General features: G+C 63.4%; 1 protein-coding gene. It reads left to right on the top strand.

Annotated elements, in window-relative coordinates; translation table 11 throughout:
- On the top strand, positions 1-254 hold a 254-nt coding region (locus tag KVT32_RS30720), incomplete at both ends, for an alpha-amylase family glycosyl hydrolase (protein ID WP_254637098.1).

The following is a 254-nucleotide window of genomic DNA, read 5'->3' as shown; positions in this document are numbered from 1 at the left end:
CCGACGGACTCGGCTGCCAGCGAAGGCTACCTGCCGCGCCAGCTCAACTCCCTGAATTCGCGCTACGGCAGCTCGGCCGAACTGACCAACGTGGTGCGCGCCTTTACCAACAACGGCATCAAGGCGATCGCCGACGTGGTGGTAAACCACCGGGTCGGCACCACCGGCTGGTCCGACTTCACCAATCCGAACTGGACCACCCACTCCATCGTCAACAACGACGAGTGCAATTGCGGCCAGGGCAATGGCGTCAC

The organism is Achromobacter sp. GbtcB20 (assembly GCF_019091095.1).
GTDB lineage: Bacteria > Pseudomonadota > Gammaproteobacteria > Burkholderiales > Burkholderiaceae_B > Achromobacter > Achromobacter mucicolens.
This window is presented reverse-complemented; position numbering and strand designations above follow the sequence as displayed.